The organism is Bacillus sp. MMSF_3353, from assembly GCF_030733445.1.
Lineage (GTDB): Bacteria > Bacillota > Bacilli > Bacillales > Bacillaceae_G > Bacillus_A > Bacillus_A wiedmannii.
In genome coordinates, this window is sequence record NZ_JASHJA010000012.1 from 1 (window position 1) to 20,760 (window position 20,760).

General features: G+C 34.1%; 20 protein-coding genes. 16 read left to right on the forward strand and 4 right to left on the reverse strand.

Annotated features, from left to right (window positions below):
* Positions 1 to 447, forward strand: a 447-nt coding sequence (locus RBB48_RS20895; protein WP_306008016.1) for a DUF4183 domain-containing protein, incomplete at its 5' end; no start/stop codon positions are given.
* A gap of 60 nt (positions 448 to 507) precedes the next feature.
* Here RBB48_RS20895 and RBB48_RS20900 read toward each other — a convergent pair.
* Positions 508 to 792, reverse strand: coding sequence for a DUF4183 domain-containing protein (locus tag RBB48_RS20900; protein ID WP_088063353.1), 285 nt, complete (start codon positions 790 to 792; stop codon positions 508 to 510).
* 478 nt (positions 793 to 1,270) lie between these two features.
* Between RBB48_RS20900 and exsJ the strand changes: the two genes are divergently transcribed.
* Positions 1,271 to 2,536 carry an exosporium protein ExsJ gene (gene exsJ, locus RBB48_RS20905; protein WP_306008017.1) on the forward strand — a complete coding sequence of 422 codons (1,266 nt, stop codon included), beginning with the start codon at positions 1,271 to 1,273 and terminating at the stop codon, positions 2,534 to 2,536.
* Positions 2,537 to 3,178: 642 nt separating this feature from the next.
* Here the strand turns inward: exsJ and RBB48_RS20910 are convergent.
* Positions 3,179 to 3,811 carry a cupin domain-containing protein gene (locus RBB48_RS20910; RefSeq protein WP_097906641.1) on the reverse strand — a complete coding sequence of 211 codons (633 nt, stop codon included), beginning with the start codon at positions 3,809 to 3,811 and terminating at the stop codon, positions 3,179 to 3,181.
* A gap of 225 nt (positions 3,812 to 4,036) precedes the next feature.
* Between RBB48_RS20910 and RBB48_RS20915 the strand changes: the two genes are divergently transcribed.
* The 3 genes from RBB48_RS20915 to RBB48_RS20925 all read left to right on the forward strand — a co-directional run bounded on the left by RBB48_RS20915 (position 4,037) and on the right by RBB48_RS20925 (position 7,892).
* Positions 4,037 to 5,569 (forward strand): SMI1/KNR4 family protein, encoded by a 1,533-nt coding sequence (locus RBB48_RS20915; RefSeq protein ID WP_098134219.1) that lies wholly within the window; start codon positions 4,037 to 4,039, stop codon positions 5,567 to 5,569.
* A gap of 165 nt (positions 5,570 to 5,734) precedes the next feature.
* A complete protein-coding gene (locus RBB48_RS20920) occupies positions 5,735 to 7,045 on the forward strand; it encodes a phytoene desaturase family protein (protein ID WP_306008018.1) in 1,311 nt (436 codons plus the stop codon).
* Positions 7,023 to 7,892: a sigma-70 family RNA polymerase sigma factor gene (locus RBB48_RS20925; protein ID WP_088063357.1), complete on the forward strand. Its 870-nt coding sequence runs from the start codon at positions 7,023 to 7,025 to the stop codon at positions 7,890 to 7,892. Before RBB48_RS20920 ends, RBB48_RS20925 begins: the two co-directional genes overlap by 23 nt.
* Positions 7,893 to 7,927: 35 nt before the next feature.
* Here the strand turns inward: RBB48_RS20925 and RBB48_RS20930 are convergent, their stop codons facing one another.
* Complete coding sequence (locus RBB48_RS20930) at positions 7,928 to 8,086, reverse strand: hypothetical protein (RefSeq protein ID WP_001100983.1); 159 nt, start codon at positions 8,084 to 8,086, stop codon at positions 7,928 to 7,930.
* 302 nt (positions 8,087 to 8,388) lie between these two features.
* On the opposite strand from RBB48_RS20930, the gene RBB48_RS20935 reads away from it, so the two are divergent.
* The 3 genes from RBB48_RS20935 (at position 8,389) to RBB48_RS20945 (ending at position 11,267) form a co-directional block, all read left to right on the forward strand.
* Complete coding sequence (locus tag RBB48_RS20935) at positions 8,389 to 8,982, forward strand: O-methyltransferase (RefSeq protein WP_098047835.1); 594 nt, start codon at positions 8,389 to 8,391, stop codon at positions 8,980 to 8,982.
* A 314-nt stretch (positions 8,983 to 9,296) separates the two neighbouring features.
* Positions 9,297 to 10,409: a toxic anion resistance protein gene (locus RBB48_RS20940; protein WP_000137411.1), complete on the forward strand. Its 1,113-nt coding sequence runs from the start codon at positions 9,297 to 9,299 to the stop codon at positions 10,407 to 10,409.
* 24 nt (positions 10,410 to 10,433) lie between these two features.
* Complete coding sequence (locus RBB48_RS20945) at positions 10,434 to 11,267, forward strand: DUF3974 domain-containing protein (protein WP_306008019.1); 834 nt, start codon at positions 10,434 to 10,436, stop codon at positions 11,265 to 11,267.
* A gap of 57 nt (positions 11,268 to 11,324) precedes the next feature.
* On the opposite strand, the gene RBB48_RS20950 is transcribed toward RBB48_RS20945, so the two are convergent.
* The gene (locus RBB48_RS20950) at positions 11,325 to 12,884 is read right to left on the reverse strand and encodes a glycoside hydrolase family 10-like protein (protein ID WP_306008020.1); all 1,560 of its coding nucleotides are present in this window, start codon (positions 12,882 to 12,884) and stop codon (positions 11,325 to 11,327) included.
* A gap of 226 nt (positions 12,885 to 13,110) precedes the next feature.
* Here RBB48_RS20950 and RBB48_RS20955 point away from each other — a divergent pair, with 226 nt between their 5' ends.
* From RBB48_RS20955 to tdcB, 8 genes are all read left to right on the forward strand, one after another.
* Complete coding sequence (locus tag RBB48_RS20955; RefSeq protein ID WP_000865895.1) at positions 13,111 to 13,416, forward strand: PTS sugar transporter subunit IIB; 306 nt, start codon at positions 13,111 to 13,113, stop codon at positions 13,414 to 13,416.
* A gap of 11 nt (positions 13,417 to 13,427) precedes the next feature.
* Positions 13,428 to 14,711: a PTS sugar transporter subunit IIC gene (locus RBB48_RS20960; RefSeq protein ID WP_048546835.1), complete on the forward strand. Its 1,284-nt coding sequence runs from the start codon at positions 13,428 to 13,430 to the stop codon at positions 14,709 to 14,711.
* A 78-nt stretch (positions 14,712 to 14,789) separates the two neighbouring features.
* Positions 14,790 to 15,056 carry a hypothetical protein gene (locus RBB48_RS20965; protein ID WP_060488784.1) on the forward strand — a complete coding sequence of 89 codons (267 nt, stop codon included), beginning with the start codon at positions 14,790 to 14,792 and terminating at the stop codon, positions 15,054 to 15,056.
* Between the two features lie 22 nt (positions 15,057 to 15,078).
* The gene (gene anmK, locus RBB48_RS20970) at positions 15,079 to 16,227 is read left to right on the forward strand and encodes an anhydro-N-acetylmuramic acid kinase AnmK (RefSeq protein WP_088609924.1); all 1,149 of its coding nucleotides are present in this window, start codon (positions 15,079 to 15,081) and stop codon (positions 16,225 to 16,227) included.
* Positions 16,228 to 16,245: 18 nt separating this feature from the next.
* Positions 16,246 to 17,145 carry a BadF/BadG/BcrA/BcrD ATPase family protein gene (locus RBB48_RS20975; protein WP_149213315.1) on the forward strand — a complete coding sequence of 300 codons (900 nt, stop codon included), beginning with the start codon at positions 16,246 to 16,248 and terminating at the stop codon, positions 17,143 to 17,145.
* A 134-nt stretch (positions 17,146 to 17,279) separates the two neighbouring features.
* Positions 17,280 to 17,828, forward strand: a complete 549-nt coding sequence (plsY, locus tag RBB48_RS20980; protein WP_149213314.1) for a glycerol-3-phosphate 1-O-acyltransferase PlsY — start codon at positions 17,280 to 17,282, stop codon at positions 17,826 to 17,828.
* Positions 17,829 to 17,897: 69 nt separating this feature from the next.
* The gene (locus RBB48_RS20985; protein ID WP_306008021.1) at positions 17,898 to 19,481 is read left to right on the forward strand and encodes an aminotransferase class V-fold PLP-dependent enzyme; all 1,584 of its coding nucleotides are present in this window, start codon (positions 17,898 to 17,900) and stop codon (positions 19,479 to 19,481) included.
* Positions 19,482 to 19,567: 86 nt separating this feature from the next.
* Positions 19,568 to 20,569: a bifunctional threonine ammonia-lyase/L-serine ammonia-lyase TdcB gene (gene tdcB / locus RBB48_RS20990; RefSeq protein ID WP_088063363.1), complete on the forward strand. Its 1,002-nt coding sequence runs from the start codon at positions 19,568 to 19,570 to the stop codon at positions 20,567 to 20,569.
* The last annotated feature ends 191 nt before the right edge of the window (positions 20,570 to 20,760 follow it).

Here is a 20,760-nt window from a genome sequence, read left to right on the forward strand (position 1 = left end):
CCGGGAGTAACAGGCCCGACCGGTTTAACGGGATCACCGGGAGTAACAGGTCCAACTGGTTTAACAGGATCACCGGGAGTAACAGGTGCGACTGGTTTAACGGGATCACCGGGAGTAACAGGCCCGACCGGTTTAACAGGTGCGACTGGTTTAACAGGGGCAACGGGTCCAACTGGAGTTATTGGACCAATAACAACAACTAATTTATTATTTTACACTTTTTCAGATGGAGAAAAACTTATATATACAGATTCAGATGGGATAGCTCAATATGGTACAACACACATATTACCTCCTGATGAGGTTTCCTATATTAATTTGTTTATTAATGGAATACTTCAACCACAACCATTATATCAGGTTAGTAATGGTCAGCTAACTTTATTGGATAATCAACCACCAACGCAAGGTTCTTCAATTATTTTGCAATTCATCATTATTAATTAAAAAAGACAGATTCTTAAATAAAAAGAATCTGTCTTTTTGTTCTACATTAAAGTAGATAAACTAAGTGACGATAAATTCGATTGTAATTGGAATTCCGCCGTCTAATGCATCTCCGCCAGGAATTGTAATAGCACCAGTAGGTCCAGTAGTAATACTGGAGTTCACACTAGGTTGAAGAATGCCGTTTACATAAAAGTTGTAATACGTAAAAGTCGGAAAAGCAGTTGCAGTAGTACCAGCATCGTTTAAACAAGCTGTAGCAGCAATTGCAAAAGCTGCACCTGTTCCAGCTCCTAGTGTAGATGTAAATCTTCTAGATGCCATAAATGGTTGGATGATTGGCAATTAATTCTCACTCCTTACAATATTTTATTAGAACGAAGTATAAAATAACTTGTCCACTATATTGTATGAGAGTTTTTTATAATAGAAACGGCTTCCCCTTTATAAGGTGAGCCCAATTTTAGTAAAGAAATGTTCTTTACTTATATGAAAAAGTGATGTTGTTACTTGCGGAATGTATATTAATCGTAAATTCGAGTTTTGTATTCAACTTAAAATGTGTCTTTGGCTCTAAGGGATAAACGTGGAAAAATAAAATAAACTCTTAAGTTTAGGTGTTTAATCTAAGCAGTCAATTATTAAAAACATATAATTAATATGTGAGTCATGAACATAATTAAATAACGTTTTCAAGTTTGATTATCATTCATGTTTCCTATTTTAAGAGAAACATATAACTCAACTACTTTTTTCAATCGCATCTTTTATAGTACTTAGAATAGGAAAACACTCAACTATAAGAAAAGTAAGGAGGAAATAAATGAAACATAATGATTGTTTTGATCATAATAACTGCAATCCGATTGTTTTTTCAGCAGATTGTTGTAAAAATCCACAATCAGTTCCTATTACTAGGGAACAATTAAGTCAATTAATTACTTTACTAAACTCATTAGTATCAGCTATTTCAGCATTTTTTGCAAATCCAAGTAATGCAAACAGATTAGTGTTACTCGATTTATTTAATCAATTTTTAATTTTCTTAAATTCCTTATTACCTTCTCCAGAAGTTAATTTTTTGAAACAATTAACTCAAAGTATTATAGTTTTATTACAATCTCCAGCACCTAATTTAGGACAATTGTCAACATTATTGCAACAATTTTATAGCGCCCTTGCACAATTCTTCTTCGCTTTAGATCTTATCCCTATATCCTGCAACTCAAATGTTGATTCTGCAACTTTACAACTTCTTTTTAATTTATTAATTCAATTAATCAATGCTACTCCAGGGGCGACAGGTCCAACAGGTCCAACAGGTCCAACAGGTCCAGCAGGAACCGGAGCAGGTCCAACGGGAGCAACAGGAGCAACAGGTCCAACAGGCCCAACAGGAGCGACAGGTCCAGCAGGTACTGGTGGAGCAACAGGAGTAACAGGAGCAACTGGCCCAACGGGAGCAACAGGAGTAACAGGAGCAACAGGCTTAACAGGAGCGACAGGTCCAACAGGAGCGACAGGTCCAACAGGAGCAACAGGTCCAACAGGAGCAACAGGTTTAACTGGTGCAACAGGCTTAACAGGAGCAACAGGTGGCGGAGCTATTATTCCATTCGCTTCAGGTACAACACCATCTGCGTTAGTTAACGCATTAGTAGCTAATACAGGAACTCTTCTTGGATTTGGATTTAGTCAGCCTGGCGTAGCTTTAACTGGTGGAACTAGTATCACTTTAGCGTTAGGTGTAGGTGATTATGCATTTGTAGCACCACGTGCAGGAACTATTACGTCATTAGCAGGTTTCTTTAGTGCAACAGCTGCATTAGCTCCAATATCACCTGTGCAAGTACAGATACAAATATTAACTGCACCAGCAGCAAGTAATACGTTTACAGTACAAGGCGCACCTCTATTATTAACACCAGCATTTGCCGCAATAGCGATTGGTTCTACAGCATCAGGGATCATAGCTGAAGCTATTCCAGTAGCAGCTGGGGATAAAATACTGTTGTATGTTTCATTAACAGCAGCAAGTCCAATAGCTGCAGTAGCTGGATTTGTAAGTGCAGGTATTAATATCGTTTAATTTGTTACAATGTCTGTTTGAAATTTAAATTGGCATTTGTATATAGCCCTTCCTAAGTTTATTAGGAGGGGCTATATTTTATGGGAAGATAGGTGATAAATTAATTGAGAAATTACTCTTTGTTAAGTTGGTATATAAGAAAAATCAAAATGCATGATTTATACTTTATTATTTATGGAATAAGTTAAATGATTTGAAAAAATTACCTATAAATAAAAAAGATGAATTCTATTAAAAATAGAATTCATCCATTTCATAAACGGTATACAAGAGAAGAAAGTTATTTATCGTGAGCGTTGAAATGTTATAGTTCAAATTAGTAATAAACTATTTGTTTTTATTACAGTTACATCCTTTTTTCTTTACATAGCCTTGTTCGGCTAAATCTCTTTGTGATTGGGAATTGGAAGATTGAGAATTCGAAGACTGAGAGGATGCTGATGAACTACTATTTTTATTATTAGAGTAGTTTTTTCGATAGTTATAATTACTCATAGTACTATCACCTCCAATTAAATATATAAATAGTATATGTATGTACTCTATTAATTGTTACGAAAAAAATAGGAATGGTAGATATACTATAAAAAATCTCCTACGTATTTTCCGAGGAGATCAATAATTGTCTATTAATGAAATAAATTAATATCCCCAGTAAAGAGGGAAATAGTATGAATCTTGGTAATATAAATTTTGTTGTTGGTTAGGAGGCTGAGTTGTTGGGGTTATCGTGCCGCGGTTCTGATTACAGTTTGCTGGAGGACCAATTACTGTAGTGGATTGAATAGAGGATATCGCTTGTTTCCATTGTTGTTCATCGAGACAGTAAGTATGAGCCATCAAATTAGCGGGAGTTAATCTTAAAATATCAGAACCAAAAATAACTTCTGGGGTTGGGGCATTGAAAATAGCTAATAAGTGAGTACCATCTGCTGTAGCAATTTCATAATGCCACCACGCTTGTGGAATGTTGGCAACTTGCCCTGGTTTTATCGGTAAGTTTAATATTTGGTTTGTAAAAGGATTAAGTAAGGAAACAACAGCAGATCCTGAAATACAGTAAACAAGTTCAGCTGCATTTTGATGAATATGTGGCTCTACAACATTTCCTGTACTTAAATAGATATCTAATAAAGAAGTATTTTCTAAAGTATTTAATTGTTTTATGCCAAGTACGTTTATATAATTTTGGGCATCTTTCTTAAAAAAATTACTTTTATTTAAATCATGGGTGAAATTGGTTGAGGGGGAAGTGTAGTCGATATTAGAAGTCATTTGTATTACCCGCCTTTCTTATATTTTTATGCAATTTGAATTTAGGATATGAGTCTAGTTATTGAAATGTGAAAGCGTTGCTGCTCTTCGTTTGTAAATTGATAAAAATGTTCGTTTGAATACACTATAATTACAAGAGTTTCATTGCGAAAAAAGGTGCTATTAATTACAATTAATGTAAAAGGTAGCGCTTTTTTAATTTGGAGTACAAGGGGAGTGCAGAAAATGAACCATACAATTTTAAAAGAGTTGGAAGTTGAATTAAAAAATTACTTTCAACCGTTTTTGAATGCACCTGCAACAATAGAAGAAATTCAATATGTCGAAAGTGAAATGGGAATTGCGTTTCCAGATGAATTACGTAATCTTTATCTTGCACATAACGGTGAGGATAAATCAGGACCAGGGTTGTTTTTTGGTTTGCCATTTCTCTCGTTAGATGAAGTTTTGGATGAGTGGAGAATATGGAAAAGAATTGAAGAGGATATTTTTTTGAATTTTGATGCATTTTCAATACCAAAAGAATATATTAAGGAAAGATATGTGAATCACAATTGGATACCTATTAGTAAAGATTATGGCGGTAACAATTTAGGAATAGATGTTGATCCGGATGAAAAGGGGAAAGTGGGACAAGTTATTAATTTTGGACGAGATGAAGAAGTGAAATATGTAATTGCAAATAGAATTTCAGATTTGTTACTATTTATTTTACAAACGCTAAAAAATAAAAATTTCACCATTCATCAAGAGGAAGATTATTTATATTGGAGTTATGGTGCTAATGATAATATACATTTTTTAGACGCTTTATTTAATATTGAATTACCTGTTTTACAGCCCCAATTTATATTTCAATCTGAAAATAACGTTAAAAATTGGTACGATAGTTTAGATGAGAATTGGAGATATATAGTGGGTGCATCTGAACGTGCAGACAGGTTTATTAGAGAGAAGAGATTATATTTAGGTGGAAAAGGGTTAGTAGATATTAGTCCATTACAGATGTGTACAGAAGTGAGAGAACTAATTTTATCCGGAAATGAAATTCGAGATTTAGCAGGATTAGAACGAATGAATTCTTTAAAGAAGTTATATTTAGTTAATAATCCGGTTCAAGATTTAACGCCAATCATACATCTAAAACACTTACAAGAAATGAATATAAAGAATACGAAGATAAATAATTTATCGGAACTTGTAGAAATGTCATCATTAAAAAAATTAAATATTACACATACTAGTATTCAAGATTTTTCGTTGCTACCGCAGTTTCAAAAATTAGAATCGCTTTCTGTACATATTTCAAATCGTGAGCAGCTCTATGCGATTTCGAAAGTAGATAATTTAAAGCATTTATATATTTTAGGTTTAGAGAATGTTAGTGAATTGGATTTACTTGTTTTGCAAAATTTAAATAAGTTAATCACAATTGAATTTGAAAATAGCGACATCGCTAATTTATATTGCTTTCGACACAATGCGTCAATTCTAAATATAAAGTTGACAGATACAAAGGTAAAAGATGTATCGGCATTAGGTAAAATGAAAGGACTAAAGGAATTAGAATTAGATGGCGCAACAATTGATAACCTTGAAACGGTTTGTTGTTCTCGATCATTAGAAATATTTACAGGATCGTTTGAACAATTTTATATGTTAAAAGACTCATTTGATAGGAAAATAGATTTTTCAAAAATAATAGGGGGGATGACTGAAGAAGAAAGAGAAATTTGGCACCAGCATGTAATTGAATAGAAAATAACATTATTATGTAAATAAGTTTGTTTGTAGAAGGTGTAACTGTTTGACAGTTGATACTGCAATAAAGTGGTTAGGTGAAATAAATTATGTGTAACTGAATGTCACATCCCCCCTTAATCGTTCGTCTTGTATGTAGAACGTATAAGGAGGGATTTTATTATGAAAAATTTTGATGTAGCAATTGTTGGTGGTGGGCTTGCTGGATTAACAGCATCTATATATTTAGCGAAAGCTGGAAGGAAAGTTATTGTATTAGAAAAGTCCAGTCACTTCGGCGGTCGAGGGATGACTATAAATAAAAACGGCATTTGTATGAATCTTGGTGCACATGCTTTATATAGAGGTGGAGAAGCGTTTATAACCTTTAATGAGCTAGGAGTAAACCTTCCAGGTGGAATCCCATCTACAAAAGCACATGGAATATGGAAAGGGGATATTTATACCATTCCAACAGATTTTCGCTCCATTTTATCAACACCGTTACTTTCATGGTCTGCAAAAGTACAGTTCGCTCGTCTTATGATTCATTTAGGAAACTTAGATGTAGGAAAAGTTCCGAAAATGAGCCTAACTACATGGGCAGAAAATGAAATTAAAGATCCAATGGTTCGAAATATGTTTTATGCATTATGCCGAACAACAACATATACGTATGCTCCTACAATACAATTAGCATCTTCCGTACTAAAGCAAATACAGCTTTCTATGAAAGAAGGAGTACTTTATGTAGATGGTGGTTGGGAGACGATAATAACAAATTTAAGAGGAATAGCGAATACTAGTGGTGTACAATTTCTGGCTAAAAAGCATGTTTTAAAAATAGAGCATTGTGAAGGAAAACAAAGAATACATTGTTTTGACGATGAAGTATTTGAAGCAGGTGCAGTCATTGTAACAACTCCACCGAAAGAGGCATGTAAAATTATAAAAGGTACAGAAGGAACAAGTTTGCAAAAATGGAGTGAACAATCTATACAAGTGACCGTGGAAGCGTTAGATATTGGTTTAAAACAATTACCGAATCCTTTACATCATTTTGCATTGGGATTAGATCAACCTATATTTTTCACGAATCAATCGAGAGCAGCGAAATTAAGTGAAGATGGATCAATTGTAGTGAGTCTAATTAAATACCATAACCCTGTACTAGAACTGAATCATATTCAAGAAGAGAAAGAACAGTTAGAAAATATGATGGAATTGTTACATCCGAATTGGAAAAGAGAAGTTGTTGCACAGCAATATTTACCGAAAATAACGGTAGTATATGATTTTCCTCATATTGACCGTGTTGAAAAACCAGCCCCTAACATACCTGGAATGCCAGGTGTTTATGTTGCAGGAGATTGGGCTGGGCATGATGAAATATTAGCTGATGCTGCGGTGGCAAGCGGAAAACGTGCAGCGTTACACATATTAAAGCAATCCGAAAGTGAGGCAGTTCATCATGGAAACGGAGCAATTATATGAAACGTATCAATCATTATTATTTTCGTTAGCATATAGAATCCTTGGGAGTGTTATGGATGCTGAAGATATCGTCCATGACGTATTTATATCACTTAATAATATGGAGGACGTTCAAACTATAGAAAATATGAGAGCCTATTTATGTAAAATGGTAACAAATCGCTCAATTGATAAATTACGTTCGGCAGCACATAAACGGAACGTATATGTCGGAATGTGGTTGCCAGAGCCATTTGTGGAAGAGGTTGATGATCCATCAGAGTCATTTGTAATGAAAGAATCAATTTCTACGGCATATTTATTACTTTTACAACAATTGTCTGAGGTAGAGAGAGTTGTTTTCATATTAAGAGAGGTTTTCAGTTATGAATACGAAGAAATCGCTTCAATTGTAGATAAGAGTAGTGCGAACTGCCGAAAAATCTTTCAACGTGCAAGGAAAAGTATTTTGGGTAAGCCGAAGCAGTCAACATTAAGTACGAAGAAGATGGCTGCCTATGTGGAGAAATTTGTATCATCTTTGCAGTGTGGGGATGCACAAGGCATGTTAGAAGTATTAAAAACAGATGCGATATTAAAAGCTGATGGTGGTGGTAAAGCTACAACTGCAATCCATCCAATCTATTCTGCAGATAGAATTATACGTTTATTCTTTGGAATTGGGAAGAAGTTCCCGGAAGAGTACAATGTTGATTATAAGATGGTAAATGGAGCCCCAGGTGTTATTGTTAAAGTAAATAATAAAGTGACTTATGTGCTTTCATTTACATTTGAGAATGAGAAAATCTCAAACATTTATATGATGGTTAATCCTAAAAAACTTATGCACTTAAATGTAACGGTATAAAAAAAGACGCATTTCTTTAGAAGTGCGTCTTTTTTTTATTTCTCTAACATTTCAAGAGGTACATCTTTTTCGCCTGCTACCTCAAATTTAATTTCCCCATCTTCTTCATAAATACGTGAAATAATCGGTATAGTAATCATTAATTTTTTATGCTGTTTTCGTTTTCGAGCAGCATCTAAGCTAATCACGTTCATTGTAAGCATCCTTTCTTCTAGAAATATATAAACAAAAGAAAATGCGTCCGGAAAGGGCGCTTAATTGAATTTGAAATACCGATTCATTTAATTGGGGTTTATATGATTTAACAACTGCAATTGAATTAAAAATAGTATGAATGGAATAATTGCACGTAGAAATTAACTTTACCAAAAAACGAAACAATATGCTATAAAAAAATTCAAATCTTTGTCATATAACGAGAAAAAGGATTTCGTTTCGCATATAATGAAAGTAGACGGGCAGCAAGAGCTTTTTCATCATATTGCTTGGAAAGGCGATGAAAAGAATGGATACGTTAGATTCATTATTATTTCAACTTGAACAATATGGAGAAGAGCATGATCGAAATAAAAAAACACGGGAAGAAAAATTACGGAATATTTCTCGTGAGATGGGGCAATTTTTATCAATTTTAGTAAAAGGATGTAGCGCAAAAAGCATTTTAGAAATTGGAACTTCTAATGGTTATTCTACATTGTGGTTAGCTAGCGCGGTAGAAGAAACAAATGGAAATGTAACAACTGTAGAGCTTTCTTCAGAACGAGTTGGAGAGGCACTAGTCAATTTTGAAAAGGCAAACCTTTTACAAAGGATTGATGTTCATAATCAAGAAGCAGGGGCATTTTTAGATGTGCAACTAGATCATTCATTTGATTTTATTTTCCTAGATTCAGAACGGACGCAATACATGTGGTGGCTTGAGCATATAAAACGCATTTTACAACCAAAGGGTTTTCTTGTTGTTGATAACGCAACCTCTCATGCAAGTGAGTTAGCCGAGTTTAGAAAAATGATTGAAGAAGATGAAATGTTTGAAACGGTGTTATTGGCATTTCAAAATGGAGCATTTGTAGCGCTTAAGAAGAGTTAGGATTGAGCGTAATATAATTATCACATTGAAAAAGGGTGTATGTCAAAAGATTGAGTACAGTAGGATGGGAAGGACGTAATTTATATACGTAACATACGAAGAATCCGCCTTCAGCATGTTGTTCTCTAGGTCTTAAGTCTGAGGAAAATAATGTTGAGAACAGGTATACTTATACTAAGAAACAGGGAATGACTGCATAAACAGGCATTTCTAAAAAAATCGATTTCAAGCAGTTAGAATGTATATGAAATACGATATAATAGATGAAATATAGTGCATATAAATTCGCACATATAAATAAAGGAGCGATTTTGTTGACTGAACTCGAGAAAAAAGAACCTGTATCCATTGTGAAAGATAATAATGTAGAAGTAGTAGTAGATACAGTTATAAAAGATCAAGAATTAGAGGAACTGAATAAAGAAGCTGATCTTTATGTCCAAAAATTAAATAGCGAGCAAAATACGGATTTATCAAAAGTATTGTCACAGCTAGGAGATTTAGGGGATAAAGAGCAACAAGCAGCAGGACAAACGTTATCAGCATTAAAACGTCCTGTAACAGCGATGATGAATGGAAAGAATGAAGAAATTCCAAATACATTGTTAGAATTACGCAAAGTGGTATCAGAGCTTGATCCGAATTCATTAAAAGCAAGTGGTATGAAGAAAATTATGTTTAAAGTATTCAAGAAAAATCCACTTGAAACATACGTGCATAAATATCAATCTATAGATAAACAAATTGAAGAGATTATAAGATCCCTTCTAATTGGTCGTGACAACTTACAAGAAGATACAGTGGGTCTTGAAATGCTTAAAGAACAATCGCATGATAAAATTCACGCTCTTGATAAACAAGTATACTTAGGCAGAAAACTCGCTGGTATGCTGGAAGCTGAGAAACAAAATCCAGAACGCCAAAGAGATATTCCATTAATTAACGATGCATTAGAAAAAATTCTAGTACGTACACGAAATATGCAGCAAGCGAAAAGTGTACTATTACAATCTATCGCATCTGTAGACATTATTAAGAAAAATAATGAAAAGTTAACAGAGGCAATTCGTAATGCAATTACGATGACGCAAAACGTTGTAACAGTTTCAGCTGCTATCCAGCTAGCGTTAACAAATCAGCGTAAAACAATTGATGCAGTGAATGCGACAAATGAAGCAATTGAATCAATGGTATTAAGTAACTCACAAGCATTAAAACAAAATACAGAAGAGACAACAAAACTTCTTGAAAATCCTGCTATTAGCATGGATAAATTACGTGAATCATTCCAAAATGTATTTGCTGCGATTGAAGCTTCTGAGAAATCATCAGAACGTATTATCGAGTCAAGTAAGAAGTTTGTAGTTGAATTAGACACATTTAATGATGAAATGAAACAAAAACTCATTCAGCGTCCAAGGAAATAACAGACTTTTAGAGGAGGTGAAAAAATGAGTTTCATTCAAACAGTATTAGTACTATTGGGTACATTGCTATTAATCGCATTTACTGTCGTTGTTTTAGTTGTATATTTCGGACGTAAACTGTATTTTTCATGGACGAAACCATATAAAAGAGCACATGATTCTTTAGATAAGTTATCGAATAAATCATTACCGTTTCTACAAGAATTTACACAACACCCACTCTTTTATCGCTGGATTCGTACGGAAGGAAAGAAAGAACAATATACATTAAACACTCTTTTTTGTGCATCGGGTCAACGTACGAGAGAGCAAGTATTCTCAATGTTACCGAAAGAAAAACAGAAAAAAGTACATGTAATGGCAAAAACAACGAAAAAACTTACTAATGAAGATATTGATGTAGCGGCGATGAAAGTAAAAGATTTTTTAAGACAAGAAACGCAGCAAACAGTAAAACCATCAGACCTTTCATTTTATAAATTGTATTTTTATGATCGATATCCAGATGCATTAAATACAATTCAAACGTATAAACGCTCAATAAACCCTTCATTACAAAGAACGGTTGATGAAATTACAATTTCAGTATTAAATGCCTTGCCGTATTTTCAGGAGCAACGTATGTTTGAACAACAACATAAACTTGAAACGTTCTTAATGAAAGATTTAACAGCGATGCTATCGTTAGTCGTACAATTACCACCTTCACAACGACCAGAAAAAGAAGAAGAATTAAAAATCTACTTGCAAAATTTCCAAAAAGAAATGGAAGTAGTCGAGCGAGATATTCGTGACTCGATTGATCACGATTTGAATGTGAAGATGAGAGCAGCGACTGAGAAGTTTAAAAATAAATAAATGAAAAGCGCCTTAAAGCTATAGTTCTTAGCTTTTAAGGCGTTTTTTTATTAGTTGTTATTTTGCTTTAACGGTTGTATGACTAGAAGCAACACTTTCATTATGCAATCGATCAACTGCAGTTACTACATACGTGTAGGTTTCTCCAGAAATAGCTGTTTTATCTACATAAATCTCTCCAAGTTTTGTTTTTCTTACAGTAGTAAGTAAATGTTTTGGATTTTGTATATCCACTTCATTTTTTCCATTCACACGGTAAATGGCGTAATAAGCAGAGTCATTCTCTCTATTATCAATGATACCTACTGCAATACCTTCATCTCTTGGAATAGCACCTTTTAAAGTCGGTTGTTTAGGTGGATCATGATCAAGCCAAGGCATAGGCGGGATTAATGCAGGATGTTTATATGTGTCGTTTGTGAGTCTATCTTTAATGCCTAGAGGATTGTTATTAATATTTTTTAAGCTGAAATGCATACTACCTTTTATCTCAGGAGATAACCGGTTTAATGTAATTTGTCTTGGATATTCTTCAGGATCAGACCAAGCGGGGACAGAATTATTATTAATTTTATAGGCTGCCTGACCGATGTATAGGTGAATCGGTTTATTATGTGTTTCTTTTACCCACCAATCTACTAATATGTCATATGCAGCTGGTGTGAAACCAATATTCCAATATATTTGCGGTGTAATGTAATCAATATAACCTTTTTGTATCCATTCACGTGTATCAGCATAAAGGTCATCATAGTTTCTTTGGCCTGCAGTTGTGTTAGAGCCAGTTGGATCGTCAGCTATATTTCGCCATACGCCGAACGGACTTATGCCAAACTTTACGTATGATTTTTCTTGTTTTATAGCAGTATTTAAATCTTTTACAAGTTCATTTACATTGTCACGTCGCCAATCCTCTATATTTGTAAATCTACCGTTATTATATGTTTCGTACGTTTTTTGATCGGGGAATTGTTCACCCGCTACTTTATATGGATAAAAATAATCATCCATATGTAGTGCATCAACATCGTAATTTTGTACAATTTCTAAAGCACCTTCTGTTATAAATTTTTTCACTTCTGGAATACCAGGGTTGTAATATAATTTCCCGCCATAAGGTACAACCCAATCCGGATGCTGTTTTGCAGGGTGATTATTCGTTAATCGATTTATATCAGTGTGATTCATCGTTATTCGATATGGATTAATCCATGCGTGGAATTCTATATTTCTTTTATGTGCTTCTTCAATCATAAATGCGAGTGGATCATATCCAGGGTCTTTTCCTTGTGTCCCCGTAATGTATTCAGACCAAGGACCGTAATTTGAAGGATAAAAAGCATCAGCAGTTGGTTTAATTTGTACAACAACTGCATTCATACCAGTGTTTTTTACATCGTCTAATAATCTAATAAATTCTTGCTTCTGATTTCCGATGGGTAAGCCAGTTTTTGAGGGCCAATCAATATTAAGAACAGATGCGATCCATACAGCACGTAATTCAAGTTTTTTATACGTAGTATTTACTTCAGCATAAGTAGAGTGAGGAGAAATAAAAGAGAAAGGAATAAAAAAGATGACGATACAACATATCACTAATAAACGTTTCATGATCATTTATACGCCTCCCTATTATATGGTTAGCTAATATGATATCCGAGGTGAGGTTGTACTTACAATTGAGAAAAATAAATATTGAAACATTAATTTAATAGGAAAAATATTTTTACTGAAATTTACTTTCAATATAACTAAATTCTTTTACTTCTTCATATGCTTGTTAGTAAAGTGAAATTCCCTTTCATCCGAAGGGGATAATTTATAAGTATAGGAGGATTAATAAATGAAGGTTTTATTCGTTTGTTCTGGAGGGATGTCCAGTGCAATTGTTGTAAACGCTTTAAAAAAAGAGGCGGAGAAAAAAGGTGTAAACATGGAAGTCCATGCCATTGGAACAAGTGAGATAGAGGAAGAAGTAAAGAATGGCTGGGACGTTGTAATGGTTGCACCTCAAGTAAGACATAGATTTGACTCTGTTAAAAAATTCGCAGAAGAGGAATCTATCCCGTGCGGTATCATACCGCCACAAGCATACACGCCGCTTGGCGGACCGACTTTATTAAAAACTGTAAATGATTTAATTAGTTAGGGGGAAGCGTTATGAATAAATTTGTCACGTTTCTTGATAGAAACTTATCTGGACCGATGGCAAGGCTTTCTGAACAGAGGCATTTACAAGCAATCCGTGATGGAGTTATTTCAGCGTTACCATTTATTATTGTAGGAAGTTTCTTTTTAATCGTAGCATTTCCACCATTACCGAAAGATAGTTTCATATCTGTTTGGGCATTAAAAAATCAAACAAGTATATTAATACCATATCGTTTAACGATGTTTATTATGTCTTTATATATAGCATTTGGAATAGGATATAATTTAGCGAAAAGTTATAAGCTAGATGCTTTATCAGGAGCACAGCTTGCAGTATGTTCATTACTATTAACATTAACGCCTGAATTAATTGATAAAAAAGGGTTTATGCTTCCGATGACAAATCTCGGGGGTCATGGATTATTCGTGACAATGATTGTTTCTATTTTATCAGTTGAGATATTAAGATTTTGTAAGACGAAAAATGTAATGATTAAAATGCCAGAACAAGTACCGCCGTCTGTTTCACGTTCGTTTGAAGCACTTATACCTGCTGCATTCGTTATTATTTTAATGAGTTTAGTAACTGTCGTTTTTAGTATTGATTTACATCATGTAGTTGATAAATTAGCGGCACCGTTAGTAAAAGCTGGTGATAGTTACTTCGGTGTAATCATTCCAGTATTTTTAATTACATTTTTTTGGTCATTCGGAATCCATGGTGTGTCGGTTGTTGGAACTGTTGCCCGGCCATTATGGGAAGTATATTTAGGGAAAAATGGTGAAGCAGTTGCTAGTGGCGCAAATCAGTTACCATTCATTTCACCAGAACCATTATACCAATGGTTTATATGGATTGGTGGTTCGGGCGCAACGCTAGGACTTGTATTAGCCATGATCGTATTTGGTAGATCGAAATATTCGAAAGCATTATCGAGAAGTTGTATTGTACCTGGTATTTTTAATATTAATGAACCTGTTATTTTTGGATTGCCAATCGTACTAAACCCAATATTAATTATCCCATTTATCATTACACCACTAGTAACAGCAACTATTGCATACTCAGCAACTGCGATGGGGTTTGTTACACCAACACATATAATGCCTCCATGGACATTACCAGCTCCAATTGGTGCATATTTAGCAACAGGTGGGGATTGGAGAGCGATTGTACTCGTATTTATAAACATAACAATATCATTCCTTATTTATTTACCATTCTTTAAAATGTACGACAAAAACATGCTTGAAATTGAGAAAAATGGTGATGGGGAATCTGTTAATCCGTAAGTTTTATATTTTATTTTTGAGTGATAGGCATTTTGTCTATCACTTCTTTCACATGAAGTCCAGAGAGGGTGAAATGGAATGAATATAAAATTTAGTTATAAAGGTGTATTTTTATTATTATTTGGAGTGATATGTGCAAATTTACTTTTTGTACCTTTATTAAGAATGCTAGATTTATCACAAATGCATAGTATATGGCTCGTTACAAGCATTGCGGCAAGTATTTTGCTTACAGTAGTTGTTTCTTTCATTGATGGATCGTTCGCATCGAAAGCTCAGTTGTTTTATAGATTTATATTATTTTCGATCGGTTGTACGTTTGTAACTTACATGATTGTTTTTTAGTAAATAGGAGGTCATGCATATTATGTATATTGCAGGGATAATGTCCGGTACTTCGTTAGACGGAATAGATGTAGCACTCGTTCATATAGAAGGAAGCGGTGTAGATTCTAAAGTTGAACTCATCCATTTTACTACAGTTCCATTTTATAATGATATGAAAAATGAGATCCAGCAGGCGTTATCAATAGAAAATTCAAATGTACAACTCATATGCAGTTTAAATTTCAAACTCGGTTTATGCTTCGCAGGTGTTGTAAAGGAAGTTTGTAAAGAGGTCAATTTTCCTTTGAAACAATTAGATTTAATAGGTTCTCATGGACAAACGATTTATCATCAGCCAAAGCAAGATGGTAATATGATTCCTTCCACATTGCAAATTGGAGAACCAGCAGTTATAGCATATGAAACGAATACGACGGTTATTTCTAATTTTCGAACGATGGATATCGCAGCAGGGGGACAAGGTGCACCACTTGTACCATATTCGGAAATCATTTTGTATCGTCATCAAACTAAAAATAGACTACTACAAAATATTGGCGGGATCGGTAATGTTACCGTAATACCAAGTCACCTAAGTGATAAAAGCGTTATAGCTTTTGATACTGGTCCAGGTAATATGGTAATGGATGAAGTATGTCAAAGGCTATTTCAGTTGTCATATGATCAAAATGGTAAGATTGCAAAACAGGGAGTAGTTGTAGATGAAATTTTGACATATTGTATGAATCATCCATTTTTAAAAATGAATCCACCGAAATCAACTGGTAGAGAACAGTTTGGAGAAGAATTTGTCAGTGAGTTGTTGAAGCAGTATGAAAAGCATAGTAAAGAAAATATATTGACGACTGTCACGATGTTTACAGCAAGTTCAATCGTTCATCAGTATAAGGAGTTTATTCTGCCGTATTATGAAATCGATGAGGTGATTTTAGGCGGTGGTGGCAGTTATAATCGTACACTTGTTGAAATGATACGGTATGGATTGAAGGATGAAAAATGCGCCATATTCATTCAAGAAGATATAGGCTATTCTTCAGAGGCGAAAGAAGCAATCGCCTTTGCCATTTTAGCAAACGAAACGTATCATCGTAATCCGAGTAATGTGCCAAGTGCAACAGGTGCAAAGCAATCTGTTGTTTTAGGGAATATAACATTCCCTCCAATTTGAAGAGAATGAGGCGAACATATGAAATATATGATTGGAGTAGACGGCGGGGGAACAAAGACAGAAGCAATTGCATTTAATCAAGACGGAAGTGAACTTGAAAGGGCTACGAGTGGTTTTGGAAATATATTAATAGATTTTGAAGAAGCACTTTTTCATATTATGGAAGCGATTGATCAATGCCAGAGAGGGTTATTAAATGGGAATTGCGTTTGTATTTGTTTAGGATTAGCGGGTGTAAGTGGAGCAAATACGAATGAATTAACATTACGTCTAAAAAAGAAGTACGGAACACAAATTGAAGTTTTTAATGACGCAATGATTGCTCATGCAGCTGCTTTAAAAGGAAAGGATGGAATTTTAACAATTGGCGGTACAGGGGCGATTTGTTTAGGAAAGAAAGGAGAAGTGTACGAGTATAGCGGTGGATGGGGACATATTTTAGGAGATGAAGGAAGCGGATATTGGATTGCGTTACAAGGTTTAAAGAGAATGGCAAATCAATTTGATCAAGGAGTTCCACTTTGCCCATTAAGCTTAAGAATTCAAGAAGAGTTTCAACTTTTGACATCGTCTCATATAAAAAGACTAGTATATAGTTTTTCAAAAGATAAAGTTGCAGCAATCACACCATTCATTATTGAGGAAGCGAGAAATGGGAATGATGATGCACATGAAATTATGGTGCAAGCGGCTACGGAATTAACGAGAATTACGGTGAATATTTACAATAAGATGCAGTTTGATTTATCAACTTCAATTGCAGTAAGTGGCAGTATATTACGTTTCGTTCCTGAAATATATGCTGAATTTAAGAAATGCTGCGAGAAAAGTATGGGAGAAGTTATATTTGTATCACCATCAGAACTAGCAGTGAAAGGAACCTATTACTTAATGAATAATTTATATTTTAATAAATAGCGGTATGAGAATTTTTGTATGATTTGTAAAAATATGATGTTAAAATGTATAAAGGGATGTAAAGTAAGAAAAGTACAATATACATAGTCATTGAATATTGTATAAGTACTCCCATGTAGAAAGTGAATGATTACATGATTAATAGTATACAATTTTTGTATTTGGTGGCTTCTTATTTATTTGGAAACATATTGACCGCTTATATAGTGACGAAATGGAAACATAATGTTGATATTCGGCAGGAAGGAAGCGGCAATCCTGGCGCAAGAAATATGGGGCGCGTATATGGAAAAGGTTATTTCGTCGCTACATTTTTAGGTGATGCGATCAAAGGGGCAATCGTAGTTTCTATTGCAAAATACCTTTTTGAAGATTCTACATTTGTAATGTTAGCTTTACTGGCTGTTTTACTTGGACATATTTACCCGATTGTATTTAAAGGCAAGGGTGGAAAAGGGATTTCAACATTTATTGGAGGATTAATTGCATTTGATTATTTGATAGCGCTTACCCTTGTTACTGTTTTCATTATATTTTATTTAATCTTTAAAGGATTTACTAAGCCAGGACTAATTACAATCGCTTGTTTACCAGTGTGCATGATTTTGTATTCTTACTCTATTGTTACGACTATTTTAAGTGCACTTATCATTGTACTTATTTTATATGTAAATCGAGAATGAAATGAACTTTTTATAAGTGGAGTTAATCTCCACTTATAATTTTTATTAAATACATAAAGGAGAGAAGGCATGGGGTTAATTTATAAAGTTGCTGATCAAGCTTTGGAATTTGAAAGTATACATAAGTTGAATTATAAAACTTTTGTAGAAGAAATTCCGCAACATGAAGAAACGAAAGAGCGTGTTCGTATAGATCGTTTCCATGAAGAAAATACATATTTAATTTGTTTAGATGACGATAAGTTAGTAGGTATGGTTACTTTGCGAGGAAAACGACCATTCTCGTTAGACAATAAAATTCCAAATCTAGATTATTATTTGCAAGAACATGGAGAAAACGTATATGAAATTCGTTTACTTTCAGTAGAACGTGAATATAGAAATGGAAGAGCGTTGTTAGGTTTAATTCGCTTTTTACATCGTTATTTGCTTCTAAATGGATATGAATTGGCACTCATTTCTGCTACAACACGTGAACTACCTTTATATGAGCAAATGGGATTCAAATCTTTCCATACGTTAGTTGGTACAGAAGCAGCAGCCTTCCAGCCAATGTATGTTGCCCCTGCTATGTTTGAAGCATCGAGTGTTGGGGGAATTATGACGAAAGAATATACGTTTTTACCTGGTCCAGTAGATATTGAAGAAAATGTTCGAAAGGCATTTTCTACTAAGCCTATTTCGCATCGTTCTAAGTTATTTCAAGTGACGATGGACAATGTGAAAAAACGGTTACTTCACATGACAAAAGCAAAGCATGTACAACTTATGTTAGGAACAGGGACGTTAGCAAATGATGCCATTGCTTTACAGTTACGTTCTTTAAAAGGGAAAGGACTAGTATTAACAAATGGGGAATTTGGTAATAGATTAGTTGGACATGCATCACGCGCGCAATTACATTTTGATATGTATAAAAAAGAAATGGGAGAACCGTTTATTTATACCGAATTAGAAAAAATAATGGGAACTGGAAATTATGAATGGCTTTGGTTTGTTCACCATGAAACATCAACTGGAATGTTAAATGATTTAGACAAGCTAAATGTTTTAAGTAAAAAGTATAATGTGAAGCTATGTGTAGATTGTATCAGTTCGATTGGAGCAATACCGTTAGACTTGAAGGATGTATATTTTGCAAGCGGTGTTAGCGGAAAGGCAATTAAATCGTTTACTGGATTATCTTTCGTTTTTTATAATCATAATGTGAAAGTAAACGAGACATTACCGGCCTATATGGACGTTGGTATGTACGAAGAAAATGAAAGTATTCCATATTCTCATTCATGGAATTTAATTTATGCACTGAAAGAAGCATTAAAGAGATTTGAAGATGCAAAAGCATTTGAAAAAATAAACGAGACGTATGCATATATTGAACAAGCTATTACTAATATGGGTTTAAATCTTGTTTCACCTAAAGAACATGCCGCGCCAATTATAGTTACCATTCAATTAAATGAAAATCAGTCTTCTAAGGTGATTGGCGATGCGTTAGCGTTACAAGGATACATTGTTCATTATGAGTCATCTTATTTACAAAAGAATAATTGGATCCAAATTGCATGCCTGAATCATTACAAAGAACGTGATATGAAGAGGATGTTGAATTGTTTACAACTGTGTGTATTACAGAGTGAGGTACATATATAAAGACTTTTTCTTAATATAGTTGGTTTCGTATAAAGGAGTTGCTACATACGAAAACTTAGGAATAGATCATTGGAAGAGGTGTTAGTATGATAACTAAAAAACTACCGTTACATATAGATGATATTAAAAAAGCTCAAAACATTTTAGACAGAAATGCTCGTAAAACGCCTTTAGTAAAATCATTTTATTTGACTAGTAAAACAGGTGGAGAAATTCACTTGAAATTAGAAAATATGCAATTAACGGGTTCTTTTAAATTTCGAGGTGCATTTAATAAAATGTCACAGTTAACAGATCAGGAAAAAGAGAGAGGAGTAATTGCTTGTTCCGCTGGTAATCATGCACAAGGAATTGCTTTATCAGCTCATTTACTTGGTATTAAGAGTAAAATTGTGATGCCAATTTCTGCACCTCAGGCGAAAGTTGAAGCAACTAGAGGCTATGGATCAGAAGTGATTTTATATGGTGAAACTTTTGATGATGCGAAGGCAAAATGTGAGGAGATTATTAAGAAAACAGGTGAAACATACTTACATCCATATGACGATATAGAAGTAATGGCTGGTCAAGGTACAATTGGTTTGGACATTCTTGATGATATGTGGGATGTTGATACTGTCATTGTACCAATTGGCGGAGGTGGAATTATTTCTGGAATTGCTGTTGCATTAAAATCTTTTAATCCATCCATTAATATAATTGGTGTCCAAGCAGATAATGTTCATGGGATGAAAGCATCTTATGACAAAGGTACGATTGTAGAACATTATGAGGCACCTACTATAGCAGATGGTTGCGCAGTTAAAATACCAGGCGATTTAACTTTTGAAGTAGTAAAAGAATTAGTAGATGATATTGTAACTGTATCAGAAGGTGAATTAGAAGTAGCGATGAAAGACTTATTACAACGTGGTAAAGCTGTTGTAGAAGGGGCTGGCGCATTAGCTACTGCTGCTCTACTTGCAGGGAAAGTGGATCCATATATTAAAGGGAAAAAGGTAGTCGCGGTTATATCTGGTGGAAACGTAGACTTGCAGCGCATTTCCAGTGTTTGTGAGCAATTTTTTGTAGCTAATGAAGTGAAATAATCTTTAAAAAACATAAATTTTATGAAAGAAGAGCTAAGAAAACTAGTCTTAGCTCTTACTTTTTGTCTAATGTGTAGTACAAGTTTTAATACACATGCCTTATTTTCCGTAAAGTGAATTATTTTATTTAAGCGTCTATTTTCATTGATAACTCAAATAATTATATCAATATTGTCGAAACGGAAACAGAA

What these genes read in the sequence shown, in the direction of transcription:
- exsJ (WP_306008017.1), top strand. Translation starts at nt 1,271, where the DNA reads ATGAAACATAATGATTGTTTTGATCATAATAACTGCAATCCGATTGTT.
- RBB48_RS20910 (WP_097906641.1), bottom strand. Translation starts at nt 3,811, where the DNA reads ATGACTTCTAATATCGACTACACTTCCCCCTCAACCAATTTCACCCAT.
- RBB48_RS20915 (WP_098134219.1), top strand. Translation starts at nt 4,037, where the DNA reads ATGAACCATACAATTTTAAAAGAGTTGGAAGTTGAATTAAAAAATTAC.
- RBB48_RS20920 (WP_306008018.1), top strand. Translation starts at nt 5,735, where the DNA reads ATGAAAAATTTTGATGTAGCAATTGTTGGTGGTGGGCTTGCTGGATTA.
- RBB48_RS20925 (WP_088063357.1), top strand. Translation starts at nt 7,023, where the DNA reads ATGGAAACGGAGCAATTATATGAAACGTATCAATCATTATTATTTTCG.
- RBB48_RS20930 (WP_001100983.1), bottom strand. Translation starts at nt 8,086, where the DNA reads ATGAACGTGATTAGCTTAGATGCTGCTCGAAAACGAAAACAGCATAAA.
- RBB48_RS20935 (WP_098047835.1), top strand. Translation starts at nt 8,389, where the DNA reads ATGAAAAGAATGGATACGTTAGATTCATTATTATTTCAACTTGAACAA.
- RBB48_RS20945 (WP_306008019.1), top strand. Translation starts at nt 10,434, where the DNA reads ATGAGTTTCATTCAAACAGTATTAGTACTATTGGGTACATTGCTATTA.
- RBB48_RS20950 (WP_306008020.1), bottom strand. Translation starts at nt 12,884, where the DNA reads ATGATCATGAAACGTTTATTAGTGATATGTTGTATCGTCATCTTTTTT.
- RBB48_RS20955 (WP_000865895.1), top strand. Translation starts at nt 13,111, where the DNA reads ATGAAGGTTTTATTCGTTTGTTCTGGAGGGATGTCCAGTGCAATTGTT.
- RBB48_RS20960 (WP_048546835.1), top strand. Translation starts at nt 13,428, where the DNA reads ATGAATAAATTTGTCACGTTTCTTGATAGAAACTTATCTGGACCGATG.
- RBB48_RS20965 (WP_060488784.1), top strand. Translation starts at nt 14,790, where the DNA reads ATGAATATAAAATTTAGTTATAAAGGTGTATTTTTATTATTATTTGGA.
- anmK (WP_088609924.1), top strand. Translation starts at nt 15,079, where the DNA reads ATGTATATTGCAGGGATAATGTCCGGTACTTCGTTAGACGGAATAGAT.
- RBB48_RS20975 (WP_149213315.1), top strand. Translation starts at nt 16,246, where the DNA reads ATGAAATATATGATTGGAGTAGACGGCGGGGGAACAAAGACAGAAGCA.
- plsY (WP_149213314.1), top strand. Translation starts at nt 17,280, where the DNA reads ATGATTAATAGTATACAATTTTTGTATTTGGTGGCTTCTTATTTATTT.
- RBB48_RS20985 (WP_306008021.1), top strand. Translation starts at nt 17,898, where the DNA reads ATGGGGTTAATTTATAAAGTTGCTGATCAAGCTTTGGAATTTGAAAGT.
- tdcB (WP_088063363.1), top strand. Translation starts at nt 19,568, where the DNA reads ATGATAACTAAAAAACTACCGTTACATATAGATGATATTAAAAAAGCT.